13 protein-coding genes are annotated in these 15,998 nt (G+C 62.1%); 7 read left to right on the top strand and 6 right to left on the bottom strand.

The genetic code is table 11. From position 1 onward, the window contains the following. Position 1: 1 nt before the first annotated feature. A complete protein-coding gene (locus tag U9R80_RS11255; RefSeq protein WP_301840438.1) occupies positions 2–1,543 on the bottom strand; it encodes a DUF3300 domain-containing protein in 1,542 nt (513 codons plus the stop codon). 279 nt (positions 1,544–1,822) lie between these two features. Between U9R80_RS11255 and U9R80_RS11250 the strand changes: the two genes are divergently transcribed. From U9R80_RS11250 to U9R80_RS11230, 5 genes are all read left to right on the top strand, one after another. Next, positions 1,823–2,497, top strand: a complete 675-nt coding sequence (locus U9R80_RS11250) for an NADPH-dependent F420 reductase (protein WP_301840437.1) — start codon at positions 1,823–1,825, stop codon at positions 2,495–2,497. 97 nt (positions 2,498–2,594) lie between these two features. After that, positions 2,595–3,101, top strand: a complete 507-nt coding sequence (locus tag U9R80_RS11245) for a sigma-70 family RNA polymerase sigma factor (protein WP_301840436.1) — start codon at positions 2,595–2,597, stop codon at positions 3,099–3,101. Continuing rightward, positions 3,098–4,054, top strand: a complete 957-nt coding sequence (locus U9R80_RS11240) for a FecR domain-containing protein (RefSeq protein WP_301840435.1) — start codon at positions 3,098–3,100, stop codon at positions 4,052–4,054. Before U9R80_RS11245 ends, U9R80_RS11240 begins: the two co-directional genes overlap by 4 nt. Before the next feature lie 99 nt (positions 4,055–4,153). Next, a complete protein-coding gene (locus U9R80_RS11235; RefSeq protein WP_301840434.1) occupies positions 4,154–6,622 on the top strand; it encodes a TonB-dependent siderophore receptor in 2,469 nt (822 codons plus the stop codon). A gap of 211 nt (positions 6,623–6,833) precedes the next feature. After that, complete coding sequence (locus tag U9R80_RS11230) at positions 6,834–7,406, top strand: hypothetical protein (protein WP_301840433.1); 573 nt, start codon at positions 6,834–6,836, stop codon at positions 7,404–7,406. A gap of 102 nt (positions 7,407–7,508) precedes the next feature. Here the strand turns inward: U9R80_RS11230 and U9R80_RS11225 are convergent, their stop codons facing one another. Further along, a complete protein-coding gene (locus U9R80_RS11225) occupies positions 7,509–7,880 on the bottom strand; it encodes a c-type cytochrome (protein ID WP_301840432.1) in 372 nt (123 codons plus the stop codon). Positions 7,881–8,004: 124 nt separating this feature from the next. Then, positions 8,005–9,447: an arylsulfatase gene (locus U9R80_RS11220; RefSeq protein ID WP_301840431.1), complete on the bottom strand. Its 1,443-nt coding sequence runs from the start codon at positions 9,445–9,447 to the stop codon at positions 8,005–8,007. 264 nt (positions 9,448–9,711) lie between these two features. Between U9R80_RS11220 and qhpR the strand changes: the two genes are divergently transcribed. Beyond that, on the top strand, positions 9,712–10,722 hold the full coding sequence (qhpR, locus tag U9R80_RS11215; protein ID WP_301840430.1) for an AraC-like transcriptional regulator QhpR: 1,011 nt from the start codon (positions 9,712–9,714) through the stop codon (positions 10,720–10,722). A gap of 865 nt (positions 10,723–11,587) precedes the next feature. Here the strand turns inward: qhpR and U9R80_RS11210 are convergent. Both U9R80_RS11210 and U9R80_RS11205 read right to left on the bottom strand, forming a co-directional pair. Beyond that, complete coding sequence (locus U9R80_RS11210; RefSeq protein ID WP_301843431.1) at positions 11,588–13,048, bottom strand: flavin monoamine oxidase family protein; 1,461 nt, start codon at positions 13,046–13,048, stop codon at positions 11,588–11,590. 241 nt (positions 13,049–13,289) lie between these two features. Beyond that, complete coding sequence (locus tag U9R80_RS11205; RefSeq protein WP_301843430.1) at positions 13,290–14,015, bottom strand: tellurite resistance TerB family protein; 726 nt, start codon at positions 14,013–14,015, stop codon at positions 13,290–13,292. Positions 14,016–14,185: 170 nt separating this feature from the next. Between U9R80_RS11205 and U9R80_RS11200 the strand changes: the two genes are divergently transcribed. Then, positions 14,186–14,803: a hypothetical protein gene (locus tag U9R80_RS11200; protein ID WP_301843429.1), complete on the top strand. Its 618-nt coding sequence runs from the start codon at positions 14,186–14,188 to the stop codon at positions 14,801–14,803. Positions 14,804–14,825: 22 nt separating this feature from the next. Here U9R80_RS11200 and U9R80_RS11195 read toward each other — a convergent pair whose 3' ends face one another. After that, complete coding sequence (locus U9R80_RS11195) at positions 14,826–15,959, bottom strand: aminotransferase class V-fold PLP-dependent enzyme (protein WP_301843428.1); 1,134 nt, start codon at positions 15,957–15,959, stop codon at positions 14,826–14,828. Positions 15,960–15,998 lie beyond the last annotated feature (39 nt).

The following is a 15,998-nucleotide window of genomic DNA, read 5'->3' as shown; positions in this document are numbered from 1 at the left end:
CTCAACGGCGACGGCCGCCACCGTGGGATTGCATCCGTACCGGTCGTTGCACCGCGTGGCCCGCAGACGCCCCGGAGGGTCGGCTGAAGCTCTGGCGGCTGACCTGTCCGCGATTACTCGCGAGGCGTGATTGCGCAGGATCACGCGCACCGGCCAACGCATTGTTGCGCGGCGCCTGGGCACCAGCATGTTGCTGACGCACCTGCTTGCGCACCTGCTGGTTGTTGTGCGCTGACGGCTTGTTCTGGCGATTCTGCTGGGTCGCCTGCGCACGCTGGCGGGCCTGACCGTCATTTTTCAGTTGGCGGTCGGCAACCTGGGCACGCTCGCGTGCGCTACCGGACTGGCCGATGCCGCGTTGCTCCAGGCTTTGCTGGGCGCGCTCGCGGTCGGCACTCTGCACACGCTGGCGGGCCTCGAGGTTACTGGTGGCCGGTGCTTCGATGCCACGCTGCGCGAGGCTTTCCCGGGCACGCTGGCGGTCTGCGACACGGGCTGGCGTGTCACCCCGCAAGGCGGTGCGCTGTTCGCTGCCGGGCAAGCGTCGGTCGAATTGGGTTCGGCTGGCCTGGTCGCGGTACGGTACGCCGTTGCGATACTGCGGATTGTGCTGCCAGTTGTTCTGATTGGCATCGATCCTGCGGTTGACGTTGATGTTGTTGTAGCGATTGACGTCGATATCGACGTCATTGTGCCCCCAGTCGCAATCCCCCCACAGCGAGTTGACGATGGCGACGCCAGCGCCGAATGCCAGGCCGGTGGCCAACGCCGTGCCGATGGCATAACCCGGCGACGGCGGGTAATACGCCGGTGGCGAGGCCGGATAGGGCCAGCTGCCATACACCACAGTGGGGTTGTAGCTCGGGACGTACACGACCTGCGGATTGGTCGGCTGGATCACGATGGTTTGTGCCGGCGCGGCCCCTTGCACCACCGTGGTCGTACCGCCCGCGGGGGCGCTTGCCGGTTGCACGATGACGGTCTGCTGCTCGTTCGACTCCAGGTGGCCGGCGGCCTTGGCCTTGGCGCGCAGGCGCTGCACCGAATTCATGACCGCGTCGGGCTGGGCCAGAAACGCATCGCCGACTCGCTGCACCCACACCGGGTCCTGGCCGAGGGTGGCGAGCACCTGCGGAAACGCCACCAGCGACTGCACGCTGGGGTCCCAGGGCTGGTCGGCGACCTGCTTGACGGCGGCATCACCGCTGGCCTTCGGATGCGCCTTGGACCAGGCAACGGCGTCGGCGACATTGCCCGGATAAGTGGTGGCCATCAGCACCTGCGCCAGCAACGCATCCGGATATAACGCCAAGGGTGCCAGCATCTGATCAAGCTGTTCGGTGCTGAACACCGCCTCGCTCGGCGCAGGTGGCGTGACCGGTGTGACCGGAGCGGCTGGCGCGGCTGGAGTAACGGGAGCGGCCGGAGTGGCCGATGCGGGCGCCGCGGCCGATGGCTTGGCCTGCGAATCCTCATCGGAACAACCCGAGAGCGCGAACATGGCGATAGTGAGTAGGATCGCCCGGTAGAGGCAGGCAGACATGACGATAGTCCTCTGGGAGAAACGGCAGAACGGAACGTTGGCGCCCTGACACCCAACGGGTTACCGACTCGGCAAGTGACACCCGCAACGCCCTGCGCAGCGGATAACCAGTAACAGCGTAGAAGAGAAAATGCGCTGCCGGATGAATAGATGTGCGACACAGGCCACCCCGAACACTCGCACACCCGGTGAACGCGCGGCGGCAACGGCACACGCCTTTCTTTCAACGGCTGGCTCTACTACGGTGACTACTCAACCGTTCAATCAGGAGCGCAGCACATGGCCAGAATCCTTTTGCTGATGATCGCCGGCCTGGTGCTGTGCACCGGCCAAGCCATGGCCGACTCCCTCAGGATCGGCGTGATCGGTGCCGGGAAGGTCGGCGGTACGCTGGGCACACTGTGGGCCAAGGCTGGGCACGCCGTGATGTTTTCGTCGCGACATCCCGAGACGCTCACGGAACTGGTCAGCAGCGCCGGCCCCAATGCCAAGGCCGGCTCGGTGAGCGAAGCCGCGACATGGGGCGAGGTGATAGTGATCAGCGTGCCCTACGGCGCGATGCCGACCCTGGCCGAACAGCTCAAGGGCAAGCTGGACGGCAAGGTCGTGTTGAGCACCAGCAATCCCTTCAGTGGTCGCGACGGTGAAGTCGGGCGCTCGGCGCTGGAGACGGGTGTTGCACTGGCTGACCGGCAGTATCTGCCCGGTGTGCACCTGGTGCGGGCGTTCAATGCCCTCGGCTATGGCGCCATGAAAGATCAGTCCGGCAGCGGCAAGGCCCTGCCGATTTTTGCGGACGACGCCAAAGCCCGGGAGGTGGGGGCTCGATTGGTACGGGAGGCCGGGTTCATTCCGGTGGTCTTTACGCTGGAGCGCGCCAATGAAGGGTTGCCGGGCGGACCGCTGAGCGGGGTGTGGCAGGAGGCGGAGCTCAAGGGCAAGGCGGGGCTCTAGCGAGCGCTTCGCAGCCCACGCGGGTGTTCCCAAAGCCGGCAGACCGCTCTACAATCGAGACAAATTCTCATCTGCAAATCATTCATAGGAAAGGCCGGTGCCATCGGACGCCTCGCTTCACCTGCTCGATACCCTTTACCGCACTCATCATGGCTGGCTGCGTAACTGGCTGCGTGGGCGCCTGGGCAACCGCGAGCAGGCTGCCGATATCGCCCAGGATACTTTCCTGCGCCTGCTGGTGAGCCAACGCCTGCCCGAACGTGGAGACGGGCGACGTTTTCTCACGCAGATCGCGCGCAACCTGGTGATCGACCAGTGGCGCCGCCAGCGTATCGAGCAGGCGTACCTGGAGAGCCTCGCCGCCCGACCGGAACCGCAAACACCTTCACTGGAGACACGCGCCTTGGTCATCGAAACCCTGATGCAGATCGACGCCATGCTCGACAGCATGCCCGCCAAGGTGCGCGAGGCCTTCCTGCTGTCGCAGTTCGAGGGGTTGACCTATCCGCAGATCGCCGAGCGCCTGCAGGTCAGTGTCAGTGCGGTGCAGAAGTACATGGTGCGCGCCATCACCGCCAGCTATCAGGTGCTTTACGCCGAATGACCCACGTTAACGAAGGCCCCATCGCGCCCGCCGTCGTCGAGCAGGCCAGTCATTGGCTGATGCTGCTATGGGGTGGCGAGCTGGACGAAGAGCAACAGCGTCGCTTCGCCGAATGGCAGGCAGCCGACCCCGAACATCGTCGCGCCTGGCAGCGACTGGAGCAGATGCAAAGCACGCTGGCGTGTGTGCCTGGCGATACCGTGCGAACGGTCCTGCGCGACATGCCCGATGCAAAACGGCGCCAGGTTCTCAAGTTGCTCAGCCTGGTGCTGGTGACCGGTGGCAGCGGCTACCTTGTGCAAGCTCAGCCGTTCTGGCGGGAGGCATGGGCCGATGTGCGCACGGGCACGGGGCAAACCCTGCACCGCACCCTGCCCGACGGCAGCCGCATGAGCCTCAACAGCGGCAGTGCCGTAGACATTGCCTTCAGCGACACTGAGCGGCGCATCCGCTTGCTCGACGGCGAAATACTGCTGGACAGTGGCCATGATGCCGCCCGGCGCCCCTTGATCGTGGAAACCACGGCCGGAGAAATCCAGGCGCTTGGCACCCGCTTCTGCGTGTATCAACACGACGGCGGCAGCCAGGTCGAGTTGTTCGAGGGCGCGCTGGAACTGCGCCCTCGGCATGCCCCAACCACACGCCTTGCCGCAGGGCAGCGTCGCTGGTTTTCATCCACACACCTGGGCGCGCTCTCGGTCGCCGATGCCAACAGCATCGCCTGGCAGGACGGTCGCCTTGTGGCCGAACGCATGCCACTGGGGAAATTCCTGGAGCAGCTGTCCCGTCATCGCCCCGGCGTGCTTCGTTGCGACCCGAGCATTGCCCTGCTGCCGCTGACCGGTGTGTTCCCCCTGGCCGATACCGATCGCGTCTTGACGGCTCTGCAGCAATCACTGCCGGTGAAGGTCCACCGTGCCACCCGTTACTGGGTGACCGTACTGCCTGGATAGCGCCGCAAAAAAAATCGGTTGCCCCTTGTAGGATTCGAGCGCTCGTCCGGGATACCTCTTGAACTCAATAAAGACGCATTCTCAAGAGGACCTTATTGAATGCCGTATCTGCCCACTTCCCCCCGCTCCCGCCTGAACCGAAGGCTTCACCCTGTCCTGTTTGCCAGCGTGCTGGTTGGCGCACCGTTGTTGCTCGGCACCCAGGCTCCGCAGGCCCTCGCGGCATCCAGCGAACAGATGCACACCTACAGCATTGCCAACGGCAGCCTTGATCAGGCGTTGAACCAATTTGCCCGGGCGGCCAACATCCTGCTCTCGGCCGATGCCCAGTTGACCGCCGGCAAGCGCAGCGCCGGGCTCAACGGGCCCTACTCCGTCGATGAAGGCCTGGCGCGTCTACTGGCCGGTAGTGGCCTGAGGGCCGTCAAGGCAGGCAACAACTATGTGCTGGAAGTGGCCGCGAGCCAGGGCAATGCGCTGGAGCTGGGCGAAACCACTATCTCCGGTACCGGGTTGGGAACTACCACCGAAGGGACCGGCTCCTACACCACCGGCGCAACCAGCACCGCGACCAAGATGAACCTGTCCCTGCGTCACACCCCGCAATCGGTCAGCGTGATCACCCGCCAGCAAATCGAGGACCAGGGGCTGTTGAACATCGCCGACGTGCTCAACCAGACACCCGGCGTGACGGTCAGCCAGGACAACACCGAGGTCAACTCCTTCTATGCCCGCGGCTTTGAAATCACCAATTTCCAGTTCGATGGCCTGCCCAGCCTCAGCACCAATGCGCCGTTACGCGACAACTACGGATTGATCGGCACCGCCATCTACGACCGCATCGAGGTACTGCGCGGTTCGGCCGGCCTGCTCAATGGCACCGGTTTTCCCTCGGGCGTGGTCAACTTCGTCCGCAAGCGCCCGACCAGCGAATTCCAGGGGCACGTCACCGCTGGCGCCGGCACCTGGGACCAGTACCGCAGTGAACTGGACCTGTCCGGGCCACTGAGTGACAGCAAGCACCTGCGCGGCCGCATGGTCGCCGCCACGCAGGAGGAGAACAGCTACATCGACTACCTGCGCCGAGAGGACCACATCTTCTACGGCATTGTCGAAGCCGATCTGAACGACAGCACCACCCTCGCCTTCGGCCTGGACTACCAGAAAGGTCACGCCGATGGCTCGACCAACTCCAACCTGCCGGCGTTCTACTCCAACGGTGCCACCGTCAAGCCGTCGCGCTCGACCAACTCCGGTGCCAAGTGGGCTTACAGCGACACCGAGACCCAGCGCTTCTTCACCAGCATCGAACACCATCTGCAGAACGACTGGCTGGTCAAGCTGGAAGCCAACTTCCGCCGCTACGACGTCGACAACCTGACCTCGTCGGTCAACGGCCAGATCAACGCCGTGGACCACTCGGCCAACGCGTTTACCAGCAAATACCACTCGACCTCCAAAGAGCTCGACTTCGCGGCCTATGCCAACGGGCCATTCCAGCTGTTCGGCCGTACCCATGAGATGGTGATGGGGGTCAACTGGGCGCGTAACGAGAACGAATCGGCGACCATCTCGTTCGGCAGCTACCGGGTCGACGACTTCTTCAACTGGAACCACGACCCCGTCAAACCGGAGGCGCCGTTGTACACCGTGCCCTACGACACCGTGGCCAGGGAGCGGGCCGCCTATGCCGCCGCGATATTCAAGCCTACCGATGACCTCAACGTGATCCTCGGTACCCGGGTGACCGACCACTACTGGGACCAGGACGGGGTCATCCCGCCGCTGCCCAACCCGAACGTGCACTACAACACCCGCGACAGTGGCGTGGTCACCCCCTATGCCGGCATCACTTACGATGTGGATGAACACCACACCCTCTATGCCAGCTATGCCGACATCTTCAAGCCACAGCCCTTCAACCCGGACCGCAACGGCACGCCGATCGACCCGCTGACGGGTGAAAGCTATGAGCTGGGGATCAAGGGCGAGTATTACGAGGGCCGCCTGAACGCAAGCCTTGCACTGTTCGCATCGGAGCAGGACAACGTCGCCGAAGCCGATGGCCTGCGCCTGGATGTGCCCAACGCCACCGCCTACCGTGCTGCTTCCGGGGTCTCGACCCGCGGTTTCGAGGTTGAGGTCTCCGGCGAACTGATGCCCGACTGGAACGTGCATGGCGGCTACACCTACCGCCACTCCGAAGACAAGGACGGCAACAAGGTCAGCACCACCCAGCCCGAGCAGATCGCCCGCCTGGCCACCACCTACCGGCTGCCGGGTGCCCTCAACCGCATGACCGTTGGCGGCAATGTCTCCTGGCAGAGCAAGGTCTACTACGACACCACCTTGGGGTTCGGCACCAACACCCTCGACGCCCATTTCGAGCAGAAGCCCTACACCCTCGTCGGGCTGATGACGGCGTATGACTTCAGCAACAACCTGCGTGGCAACCTCAACCTCAACAACCTGACCGACCGCAAATACTTCAGCGGCATGGGCAGCTACGCCTCGACCTTCTACGGCGAGCCCCGCAACATCATGGCAAGCCTGAAATACGACTTCTAACCGACATGAACGCCCGCCTTGGGTCACAAACGAACCCGTAGGAGCGGGCTTGCCCCGCGATACGATGTATCGGCGATATTGCTATCGCGGGGCAAGCCCGCTCCTACTTCGCATCGCTGTGCCGATCTTGCCTTCAGACACGTTTCTTCTAGGCTTTATTCAAACGGCAAAACCCATATTGAATCTGTTAATTCCCAATAGGAATAAAAAGATGCTGACCTGGGACGATACGCTAAAGCTATGCATCCCTTTCATCTTTTCAATTGCGTTGATCTGGATTCACTACCACGTCGCCCGGCTGCTTGAGACCAAAGCAAAAAAGGAATCACTATGGCGAATCTTCAGCACCAAAAATTTAGGCCTTGCCAGTGATCTTAAGGGTTTGAACACCATAATTGATGCGTACAGAGCAGGTGAATACGCAAGCTTTACCTATGCATTAGACGACCTTCCCAAGAATATTGCAGTGCGCCTTTCAGAACTCACTCCGAAGCAGACGTTCATCTATGAAAGGTATATATCGTCGTATTCAGCAGTGCAGAGAAACATGAAGTCGTTGCAAAGCGTCATTCACTGCCTGATAACAACCACCGAGATAAGTGATGGACGGGTCAGGAATGCGATCCAGTCTCAAGTCGAGGTACTAAAAAGCAATTTGATCGAATTGTGCGAGGCGCAGATATTCGTCATGGAGCACTTTAGTAAAGAACGCAACACCACCTTTGATCCGCAAACAGTAGTTCAAGAAAGAAACATGATCGCAAGCCTGAAGCCCCACGCCTGAGGGCGCTGGAGACCAAACCAGAACGCATCAAATCCTTCTCCCAGACCCTTTCCATACCCTACACCGCTTGACGCTATTTTTGCGGCTGACCACTAGGTCGGCTCACCTCTGCTCTTGCAGAAAACACAGCACGGCCTGGCGCTCATTGGCATTGCGCAGCCCCCCAAAGGCCATTGCCGTATCAGGGAACATTTTTGCCGGGGAAGACAGCCAGCGATCGAGCTGCTCGACCGACCAGGTGCTGTTCGCTCCTGCCAGGTCTTTTGAGTATTTGAAGCCCGGCACCGACCCGATAGGGCGATCCACCACGCCCGCCAGACGCGGACCGACGTGATCAGCATCGAGGGCATGGCAAGCTGCGCACTTGGTCTGAAAGGCTTGTTGCCCGGCGCCGGCATCGCAGTCGGCGGCCTGAATGGCATGACTGAGCGCCAGTAGCGAGACGCCGGCCAGTGTTTGAAACAGGTAATGCATCTTGAGGTTCCCCGAACCGATTGGTGGTGAACCTAAGGTGACATTCGAGGGGATCGACTAATCGCTGGCCAACGCCAGAGTTTTGCCATTGGGCGCCAATCGACGCCCGCAATCGCCACGGCCGTCAGGGTGCCGGGGAATAAGGATCAGGCGTGCCGCTTTCGATGGGCGGGTACTTGGCCAGGCTCGCCTTGAACGCCCCCATGATGTTCATCATCGGCTGGAACACCCAGGTATTTTCCGCCGCCACGTTGTGCTCTTCGCGCAGGTCGGTGAGCAGGTTGTACAAGCGCGGCAACGGTAGCTGCTGCGGTGGATCGTACATGTTGTCCTGGAGAAAGAAGTGCATCTTCCAGTTGCGCCACTTGACCGCCGACAGACGCTCGGCGACATAGGCCGGGAAGCCTTCGCGATTGGAGTTCGGCTGTTTACCGGTGAAGAACGCCAGCTGATCGACGCCGTCCACGGCGCGGTCGCTGGGCACCTGTGCGCCGCCCGCATGGGCCAGGGTGGTGTAGAGATCGACGATGTGAACCACCTCGTTGCTGACCTTGCCGCTCGCCACTTGGCCGGGCCAACGCAGGATGAACGGCGCCCGCAGGCTCGCCTCCATGGCCGTGAAGTAGGTGCCGCGCCAGGGGCCGTTGGCCCCTTGCCAGGGATAGGTGGCCTCGCCGCCGTTGTCGCTGGCCAGCACCACCAGGGTGTTCTGATCGACACCCGCCGCTTTCAGGGCATCGAGGACCTGGCCGGTGCGGGAGTCGATTTCCGCAAGAACATCCGCCCATGAGCCGTTGCCGGTTTTGCCGACAAAGGCAGGATTGGGTTGCGTGGGCATGTGCGGTTGCGAGAACGACACATAGGCAAAGAACGGCTTGCCGGCCTGGGCGTTGCGATTGATGAACGCGGTGGCTCGCGTGGTGATTTCTTCATCCAGGGTACGCCGGGTATCGAGGTCGAGCTTCTTGACTGGACGTGCCGCCTCCCCCTTGCGCGCCTCGTAAATGAATGGCGCTGGCGCCAGGGTTTCATCCCAGCCCTGCTTGTGACCAATGGCCGGCATCAGGCCGCTGGCCTCGTCGGAAGCCGACCACATGGACTCGTCGTAGGTACGTGGCACGCCGTACCACTCATCGAAGCCCTGATGGGTCGGCAAGCGTGTTTCGCTGCTGCCCAGGTGCCACTTGCCCCAGATGCCCGTGGCGTAGCCCTGGTCCGCCAGCAGTTCCGGCAGCGTGATTTCCCACAGGGTCAGGCCGTCCGGCTGGCCGGGGCGCGGGATTTTGTACGTCCCGGAGCGGATCGAAAAGCGCCCGGTCATCAGCGCCGACCGTGACGGTGTGCATTGCGCTTCGACGTTGAAATTGGTGAAACGTATGCCTTCTGCGGCCAACTGATCGATGCGCGGCGTCTCGGCCCCGCGCAACACGCCACCGCCATAGACGCCCAGCTCGCCGTATCCGAGGTTGTCGAACAGGATGACGACAATGTTCGGCGCAGCGGCCTGGGTCAACGGACTGGCCAACAGAACGCCCAGCAACGCCAGGCATGACAACAGGCTTCTCATAGTGATCTCCAGTGCTGTGGGTTGCCGGCATGACCCTCGCCAGCCTGACCAGACCTTAGGCTGGCCCGTGCCCCGTCGAATTGTCCGCGGGTGCCAGAGACTGTTCATACAGCGCCATTCTTTCCCGTGCCCCACTTAAAGAGGGGGGTGGGAATCTGGTTCACCTTGTTAGGATTGAGATGGCGAAGTCTGCATGCCGCCGTTGCGCGCACACGCTGAATTCAAGTGAACAACAACGAACCGTCGGGTCAGGAGCGCACGTGTATGTCCCGCTTCAAACACACCGTTTATGCCGAAGCCTTGCTGCAGCGACACGCCGACATTTTTCGCCCCTACCTGGCGGCGGTTGGCCTCGACGAAGCGATACTCCATCAGCCGGACGCCAAGATCCCGTTGAGCCAATACAACGCCCTGCTGGAAGTCGCCGCAGAGCACTGCGACCCCAGCCTTGGTTTGCGCATGGGCCTGCGTCGACTGGGCATCCCCGCCAATACCAGCCTGATGGGCGGCGTCGGTCATATCGCCCGCAGCGCACCGGACGTTCGCACCATGCTCGCCTGCGCCAGCCGCTTTCTTGTGGTGCATGCCCAGGCCTGCGAACTGGACTGGCGCCTGAATGCCGGTCGGCTGGACATCAGCTATCAGGTCACCGACCCCAGCGTCCAGCACCGGCGCCAGGACGCCGAGTTCGCGCTGGGAGCGCTGTACGCCCTGCTGCGCGAAGTCACTGGCGAGCGTTTCGCGCCGCTGCGTGTCGACTTTGCCCATGGGCAACCGACGGACATCAGCCTGCACCGCTCGGGGTTCGAGTGTCCGTTGCGCTTCGATCAGGCGGGCAACGTCATGGTCTGGCCAGCAGAGATACTCGACCAACCCCTGGTGACTGCCGACCCGCGTTTGTTCCAGGCATTGTTGCCGGGGCTGGAGGCAGAACGCCTTCGGCGCCTGGCGGATACCGAGTTGACCACCCGCATCGGCCTGGTGATTGAAGCCAATGTCAGCAGCGGCCAGATTGGTATTGATCAGGTCGCCCGCCACCTGTGCATGAGCAAGCGGACCCTTCAGCGGCGGTTGCAGGAGCTAGGCGTGGAGTTTGCCGAGCTGGTGGAGGAGATACGTCAGGCACTGGCCATCGACCTCGTTCGCCAGTCCTCGCACAGCCTGACTGCGATTGCCCAGCGGTTGGGCTACAACGAAGCCAGCTCTTTCACGCGGGCCTTCCGGCGCTGGGTCGGGGTGACGCCGCGGGAGTTCCGCCAGCAGAACAATGCGTAAAAAAAGGGTCTTCACGGATTGTTGGGAACGTTTGGCTTGGGTGGTGATGGTGATGGTGATGGTGAGCTTATCCATTTTGTGGGGTGACGCCACTGGCCCCTTCCGCCCTTACGGCGGCTTACTTTTTTTCAGTCGAAAAAAAAAGTAAGCAAAAAATTCTCGCCCCACCAGGGGCCCTACGCTTCGCTTCGGGTCCCCTCGCTACGGTGTCGCTACGGGGCATTGCGAGCTACGAGTTGCAAGCAACTCTACGCTTCGCAACTTCGGCATTCGCCGAAGGCGCTGCGCGCTAGCCCCTTCACGACACCTACGCTCGGCCCTTCTGGTTAACGGGGCCGGTGGATCAAGATCAAGAGCACAATTCGCTGCGCTCTTGCTTTTGGACCCCGGTGAATCAGTAGGCACCGCTCTTTTGTTTCTGCTCTTTTGCTCTTTTGCTTTTGATCTTGCTTTTGATCTTGCTTTTGATCTTGTTTTTGATCTACCTGCCCCGTTAACCAGAAGGGCCGAGCGTAGGTGTCGTGGAGGGGTGAGTGCGAAGCACCTTCGGCGATAGCCGAAGTCGCGAGACGTAGACTTGGCGAAGCAAGTCGTAGGCCGCGATACCCCGTAGCGACACCGGAGTGAGGGGACCCGGAGCGAAGCGCAGGGCCCCTGGTGGGGCGAGAATTTTTTGCTTACTTTTTTTTTCGACTGAAAAAAAGTAAGGCGCCGTAAGGGCGCAAAGGTGACTCAGCGCCGCCTTGGCAAACGGATAAGCCCGCAGCACTAAAAGCCACAAAGCCACAAAGAACATCAAACCCGTAAATCCGTGAAGAACCAAAAAAAAGCCGGCGGGTGCCATCGCACCCCGCCGGCACAGCATTCAGCCCAACAATTTATGCGTGCGCAACGCCGCCTGACTGCCGGCACTGATGGCGCCGTCAATGAAGCCGCGCCAACCTTCACCATGGTCCCCCTGGCCAAACACCACCCGACCGCGATCCTTCTGGAAGTGGTCGTAGTACTTGCCCAGCCACTTCGGCTTGTAGCTGCAATAGGTCCCGCGCGCATACGGGTCCAGCGTCCACTCGTAGCCATAGCACGACTCGACTTCCAGGTCCGGATAAAAGGTGCTGACCGCCGCCTGCACCGCGTCCCGGTCCTGAATGTCGAGCTTCTCGGGATCGGCGCCGAAGCCGACGAAAATCGTGTGATCGTCCGCCTTCGCATAGGTCGCCAATAGGTTGATCGGATGACTGGAGCCGGCCACGCCAATGCGCTTGCCCTCCCCCGGGAGCTTGCCCTTGGTGCGGACGAAGACCTTGACCCCGCTGCCGGTATGCTTCTCCGCCGCCGCCTGGACCAGCGCCGGATCCAGTGCCGGGCTGAAGTCGATGCGCGGCAACACATTCATCGGCACGGCCACGATCACCGCGGCGGCACGAATCACTTCTCCGCCCTCGGTGGTGACCAACACCCGGTTGCCCTGCTCCTGGACTTTGGCCACGGGCGTGGACAGGCGCACCTGCGGCTTGCCCTCGTCGATCATCGCGTTGATCAGGCTGATGGTGCCGTCCTTGAAGCTGTAGCGACCGCAGGCATCGACGAACGCAGTCATGTTCCCCCCCGGCAGCGCCCACCAGCGGGCGATTTCGAGGTACGAGGTGCGGTCGCTGGTGGTGTGGGCGATACCGGCAACATAGGCATCGACGAAACTGCGCTCCAGCGGTGTGAGCTTCAACTGGGCAAAGCGATCGGCGCCCGTCATGCCATCGACGGCCAGCAGTTGCTCCCACGTGTGCCTGGCGTCGAAGGGGCGTTCCCAGAGCTTGGGCGCATCGGCGAAGTAAGCCTTGACCGCCTTGGAGATGCCGATCATTTCCTCGAGCGTCGGCTCGACCGACTTGCCTTCGTGAATGATGCGCACGGTCTGTTGTTCTTCAGCAAACGGCTCCGGGGTTTCCTTGAGTTTCAGGCCGTAGCGCTGCACTTCGGCCCAGACGAAAGGCTGCGTCCAGTGGATCCAGGTACCGCCCAGCTCGACCTTGTGGCCCGCGAATTCACTGCTGAACGTGCGCCCGCCGAGGCGGTTGCGGGCTTCCAGAATCAGCGTCTTGTAGCCGTTCTTCATGCTGTCGCGCGCCGCCGTCACCCCGGCAAAACCACCGCCGATGACCACCACATCGTAATCGCAGTCACTGCACTTGGCGCCTTGCGTGTCGGCGGCCACGGCCATGCCAGCGGACACCGCCCCGGCCGAAATCGCCGCCCCTGCGGCACCGACCACACCGGCATTTCTCAGAAACTTGCGGCGACTTACGCCGTCACCCTGCTTATTCGTCATACCCCACCCTTGCACATTGACGTGATGCCTGTCGGCAGTCTTCGGGCAAACATGCCAGAAGGCGGGGCGGAGCAATTGTCAGGGGGTGCCAACGATTTACCATTCGATGCCAAGCGGGTTTGGGCGTATGCCCCTTTCAGGTTTCGGCGTGCAACCCGTCAGAGATGAGCGTGCGTGCACTCTCCCGGGCCCTGCCTGCGCTGGCTTCAGATTGCTGAAGCGCGCAGGCATCTCAGCCCGGTCAGGCGGTGCCCTTGGCCTGCTGTTCCAGATGCACCTGCAAATCCGGATCGATTTGCAGTGCGCCGGCCAGTTCGTCAAGGTAGGCACGCTCTGCGTCCTGCTGGTCATCCACCAGCATCACGCTGGCCAGGTACATTTCCGCGGCCATGGCCGGGTCCTGGGCCGACTGAGCCACCTCGGCAGCATCGAGTGGCTTGCTGACTTCCTCATCCAGCCATTGCTGCAGTTGCGGGTCGCTGGTTTGACGTTTGATTTCCGCGTAGATCAACTGTTCTTCTTGCTTGTCGATGCGACCGTCAGCCTTGGCTGCCGCGATCAGCGCACGCAAGATTGCATGGCTGTGATCCTCGGCCTCGGGGCCGGACAATTGATCGACCGTACGCACCGCCTGTTGCGGGGCCGCCGCCTGGCTGCGCTGCCAGCTTTGATAGGCCTGGAACGCCATCATGCCCAACGACGCCAGGGCCGCATAATTGGTGCCACCCGCGGAGCGCCCCTGGGTAGAGCCGCCAGCGCCGCTGCCGCCAGCGCCACCCAACAGGCCGCCCAGTAAACCACCCAGGCCACTACCGCCACCCGCTGCACTGCCGCCACCAAGCAGACCGCCCAGCAAGCCGCCCAAATCGCCCAGGCCGCCTTGCGATGACATGCCGCCGCCCCCTTGCTGCGCTTGCGAACCCTGCCCGGCCCGAAGTAACTGTTCAAGTAAATCGCTCGTGTTCATGGCACCGCCCTCCGTTGGTAGTCGTTGCCCGGAAAAGCAACAATAGTCCCCTCAAGGCGATCTGCCATGACCGTCTGGCCGACGGGAAACCCGGGGCTTACCGACCAGGCAGGTTTATGTGAGCATATCCAGCCTGCCATGCCCCCTACCCCTGCCCGATGAGAGGCTGTATGTCGATTTTCAACAAAAGAACCCTGACGCTGACCCTGGCCGTCGTCGGCCTGTTAGGGCTGTCGAATCTGCATGCCGCCAACAAACCCGCCGCCAAGCCGCAACCTGAGGTAAACGTTGCGGTGCTTGGCGGCAAGTTCAGCTTCACCCTGCCGGCAGGCTTCAACGCCAGCCCCCTGAGCGCCGATGAACAGAGCAGCGAAGGTGCCGGCGCCGTGGGTACCCTGTATGCCAATGCGCAGGAAAAGCGCGTGGTCATGGTGATCGAGAAACCGCTCCCCGAAGCGTCTCGCCCTGGCGACAACGACGACGCCTTCCTCGACGGCGCCGTCAGTGGTTTCGTCGACCGCCAGAGCGCCGGGCTGCCGGACTTCCGACAAACCGGCGAAACGCGCCTTAACCGCAACGGCCTGGGTGTACGACAAATCGACAGTACGGCGACCCTGGGCGGCGGCAAGACCTTGAACAGCACCTTTATCGCCGGCTCCGGCGATCGCATGGCGGTCATCCAGGTCATTTCCCGCGGTGACGATGCCAGCGGTCATGCTGTGCTGGTCAAACGAATCGTCGGTGACGCCTCGCTGCCGGTTTCGGAATCGCCCCAAAAATCACGTTAGGCCGCTTTAGCCAGATGAAGGCTTAGCTCACCATCACCTCGTCCAGTGCCTGCTCGAGGGTGCTGACCGTGCGCTCGATATTGCGCAGCTTTTCGAGCCCGAACAGACCGATGCGGAAGGTCTGGAAGTCGGCCGGCTCGTCGCATTGCAACGGCACTCCGGCGGCGATCTGCAGGCCGTGGTCGGCAAATTTCTTGCCGTTCTTGATGTCGGCATCATCGGTGTAGCTCACCACGACGCCAGGGGCCTGAAAGCCGGCTGCGGCCACGCTTTTGATGCCTTTGCCGGTCAACATTGCGCGCACCCTATCGCCCAGCGCCTGCTGCTCGCCACGGACCTTATCGAAACCGTAGGCCTGCGTCTCTTTCATCACGTCGTTAAATCGCGCGAGGGAATCGCTGGGCATGGTCGCATGGTAGGCGTGTCCGCCCTGTTCGTAGGCCTGCATGATCTGAAGCCACTTTTTCAGGTCGCAGGCGAAGCTGGTGCTGTGCGTCTGCTCAATGCGCTCGAGGGCCAACGCACTGAACATCACCAGGGCGCAGCAAGGTGAGGCGCTCCAGCCTTTCTGCGGTGCGCTGATCAGCAGGTCGACTGCGCATTTGTGCATATCAACCCACAGCGTGCCTGAGGCGATGCAGTCCAGCACGAACAGGCCACCCACCGCATGCACGGCGTCGCCGACGGCCCGCAGGTAGTCGTCGGGCAGGATAATTCCTGATGAAGTTTCAACGTGGGGGGCGAAGACGATCTGCGGCCTCGAAGTCTCAATGGCTGCCAGCACTTCGTCCAGAGGGGGTGGCGCGTAGGCCGCCTGGCGGCCCGTTTCCACCGGTCGGGCTTTGAGCACCGTGGTGGCCGCCGGGATGTTGCCCATCTCAAGGATCTGGCTCCAGCGATAACTGAACCAGCCGTTGCGTATCACCAGGCATTGCTGGTCGGTGGCAAACTGCCGCGCCACCGCTTCCATGCCAAATGTGCCGCTGCCCGGGACCACCGCAACTGCCTGGGCGTTGTAGACCTGTTTCAGGGTCCTGGAGATGTTCTTCATCACGCCTTGAAATGACTGCGACATGTGGTTGAGCGAGCGGTCGGTGTAGACCACCGAGTACTCGACCAGCCCCTCAGGATCGATACTGGGATACAGCTTTGACATGGGGTGACTCCTTTGGCAGAGATGTCAGTGGAATCGACC

This window comes from Pseudomonas sp. JQ170C, from assembly GCF_035581345.1.
Taxonomy (GTDB): domain Bacteria; phylum Pseudomonadota; class Gammaproteobacteria; order Pseudomonadales; family Pseudomonadaceae; genus Aquipseudomonas.
The sequence above is the reverse complement of the archived record's forward strand: the minus strand, read 5'-3'. Positions and strand labels throughout refer to the sequence as shown.

Coding starts and splice junctions, on each gene's coding strand:
- U9R80_RS11255 (WP_301840438.1), bottom strand. CDS start 1,543: ATGTCTGCCTGCCTCTACCGGGCGATCCTACTCACTATCGCCATGTTC.
- U9R80_RS11250 (WP_301840437.1), top strand. CDS start 1,823: ATGGCCAGAATCCTTTTGCTGATGATCGCCGGCCTGGTGCTGTGCACC.
- U9R80_RS11240 (WP_301840435.1), top strand. CDS start 3,098: ATGACCCACGTTAACGAAGGCCCCATCGCGCCCGCCGTCGTCGAGCAG.
- U9R80_RS11235 (WP_301840434.1), top strand. CDS start 4,154: ATGCCGTATCTGCCCACTTCCCCCCGCTCCCGCCTGAACCGAAGGCTT.
- U9R80_RS11230 (WP_301840433.1), top strand. CDS start 6,834: ATGCTGACCTGGGACGATACGCTAAAGCTATGCATCCCTTTCATCTTT.
- U9R80_RS11225 (WP_301840432.1), bottom strand. CDS start 7,880: ATGCATTACCTGTTTCAAACACTGGCCGGCGTCTCGCTACTGGCGCTC.
- U9R80_RS11220 (WP_301840431.1), bottom strand. CDS start 9,447: ATGAGAAGCCTGTTGTCATGCCTGGCGTTGCTGGGCGTTCTGTTGGCC.
- qhpR (WP_301840430.1), top strand. CDS start 9,712: ATGTCCCGCTTCAAACACACCGTTTATGCCGAAGCCTTGCTGCAGCGA.
- U9R80_RS11210 (WP_301843431.1), bottom strand. CDS start 13,048: ATGACGAATAAGCAGGGTGACGGCGTAAGTCGCCGCAAGTTTCTGAGA.
- U9R80_RS11205 (WP_301843430.1), bottom strand. CDS start 14,015: ATGAACACGAGCGATTTACTTGAACAGTTACTTCGGGCCGGGCAGGGT.
- U9R80_RS11200 (WP_301843429.1), top strand. CDS start 14,186: ATGTCGATTTTCAACAAAAGAACCCTGACGCTGACCCTGGCCGTCGTC.
- U9R80_RS11195 (WP_301843428.1), bottom strand. CDS start 15,959: ATGTCAAAGCTGTATCCCAGTATCGATCCTGAGGGGCTGGTCGAGTAC.